The organism is Streptomyces sp. NPDC059564, assembly GCF_042735575.1.
Lineage (GTDB): Bacteria > Actinomycetota > Actinomycetes > Streptomycetales > Streptomycetaceae > Streptomyces.
Map to the genome: position 1 here is coordinate 1 of NZ_JBHWBP010000636.1, position 1939 is coordinate 1939.

General features: G+C 72.7%; 1 protein-coding gene and 1 pseudogene. One reads left to right on the plus strand and one right to left on the minus strand.

The annotated features are described in order from the left end of the window. Positions 1–136: 136 nt before the first annotated feature. The gene (locus ACFV0Q_RS41140; protein WP_385013180.1) at positions 137–1501 is read right to left on the minus strand and encodes a dipeptidase; all 1365 of its coding nucleotides are present in this window, start codon (positions 1499–1501) and stop codon (positions 137–139) included. A gap of 113 nt (positions 1502–1614) precedes the next feature. Here ACFV0Q_RS41140 and ACFV0Q_RS41145 point away from each other — a divergent pair. Next, positions 1615–1920 (plus strand): annotated as a pseudogene (locus ACFV0Q_RS41145) (hyaluronate lyase); the annotation flags it as partial. Between the last annotated feature and the right edge of the window lie 19 nt (positions 1921–1939).

A 1939-nucleotide genomic window follows, 5' to 3' on the forward strand; every position in this document is an offset into this window, starting at 1 on the left:
GGGGAGTACCTCGATGAGATCCATGCCGCGAACGTAGGCACCCGGTCCGGCGCCGCGCGCCCGACTTCGCCGGGAGCGCAGTACGCCCGGGGCGCAATGCGCCCCGGGCGAACGTGCGTTGTCAGGCCGGTGGGCCTCAGGCGCGCTTGGACTCCGCGTAGTTGACCAGGAAGAGGGCCTCGGCCACCGACAGGCGCTCCAGCTCCTCCGGGGAGACACTCTCGTTCACCGCGTGGATCTGCGCCTCCGGCTCGCTCAGGCCGATCAGCAGCATCTCGGCCTCCGGGTACAGCGACGTCAGCGTGTTGCACAGCGGGATCGATCCGCCCATGCCGCTGACCTGCATCTCCTGGCCCGGGTACGCCACCTGCATGGCCTCCGCCATCGACGCGTACGCCGGGCTGGTGGTGTCCGCCTGGAAGGGCTGGCCCTGTCCGACGACCTCCAGCTCCAGCTTCGCCTGCCACGGGGTGTGCGCCACCAGGTGCGCCTCCAGCAGCTTGATGGCCTCGGTGGTGTCCACGCCCGGCGGCACGCGCAGGCTGATCAGCGCGCCCGCGCTCGCGTGCACGGAGGGGGTCGCGCCGATCACCGGCGGGCAGTCGATGCCGAGGACGGTGACGGCAGGACGGGCCCACAGCCGGTCCGCGATGGTGCCCTCGCCGATCAGGCCGACGCCGTCCAGGACCCGGGCGTCGGCGCGGAAGTCGGCCTCCGGGTACTGCAGGCCCTCCCACACCGCGTCCGCGGCGAGCCCGTCCACGGTGGTCGAACCGTCCGCCGCGCGCAGCGAGTCCAGCAGCCGGATCAGGGCCGCCAGCGCGTCGGGGGCGACGCCGCCGAACATCCCGGAGTGCAGGTTGCCGCCCAGGGTGTCGATCTTCACCTTGACGAGCGTCATGCCGCGCAGGGTGGCGGTGACGGTCGGCAGGCCCAGGCGGAAGTTGCCCGCGTCCCCGATGACGATGGTGTCGGCGGCGAGCAGCTCCGGGTGGGCCTCGGCGTACTGCTGGAGGCCGCCGGTGCCCTGCTCCTCCGAGCCCTCGACGATCACCTTGACGGAGACCGGCACGCCGCCGTTCGCCTTCAGCGCACGCAGCGCCAGCAGGTGCATGATGAAGCCGCCCTTGCAGTCCGCGGCGCCGCGCCCGTACCAGCGGCCGTCGCGCTCGGTCAGCTCGAAGGCGGGGGAGATCCAGGCGTCGTCGTCCAGCGGCGGCTGCACGTCGTAGTGCGCGTACAGCAGGACGGTCGGGGCGCCCTCGGGGCCGGGCAGGAAGCCGTACACGGACTGGGTGCCGTCGGGGGTGTCGAGCAGCGCCACGTCCTGGAAGCCCTCGGCGCGCAGCGCGTCGGCCACCCAGTTCGCGGCGCCCTCGCTCTCGCTCTGGGGGAACTGTGCCCAGTCCGCGACCGACTGGAAGGCCACCAGCTCGGTCAGCTCCGCCTTGGCGCGGGGCATCAGCGAGGCGATGGTCTCGGCGATCGGATTCTGGGACATGGGCACGCTCCTCGTGGGTGCGACGTTGGTGTAAGTGCCGGGGTACGGCGAATGCAAGGCGAAAGACAGTGCCGATCCTCGCACAGAGGGGCGAGGCGGACTCTCCCCGTAGGATTTCCACGGCATCGGAGCAACCGCGTGATCAGGAGCAGCAGCACATCGTGAGCAGCGACGACGACGTAAACGGCGCAAGCGCAGGGCAGGCCGCTCGGGGGGCGGACGACGGGACGGCGGACGTCGCCCCCGAGGCGAACGCGGAAGCGGGTCAGGAAGCGGGTGTGGAAACGGCCGCGGAGCCGGAGGCGGTCCCCGAGGGTTCCGGCGAGGTGTGGGACGTCGTCGTGGTCGGCGCCGGACCGGCCGGCGCCTCGGCTGCGCACGCGGCCGCCGCCGGGGGGCGGCGGGTCGGGCTGGGGGAGTAGGCGGTGCTGCCCGGGT

Bases quoted from the DNA above. Each gene is read 5' to 3' on its own strand.
- ACFV0Q_RS41140 (WP_385013180.1), bottom strand. From the start codon at position 1,501: ATGTCCCAGAATCCGATCGCCGAGACCATCGCCTCGCTGATGCCCCGC.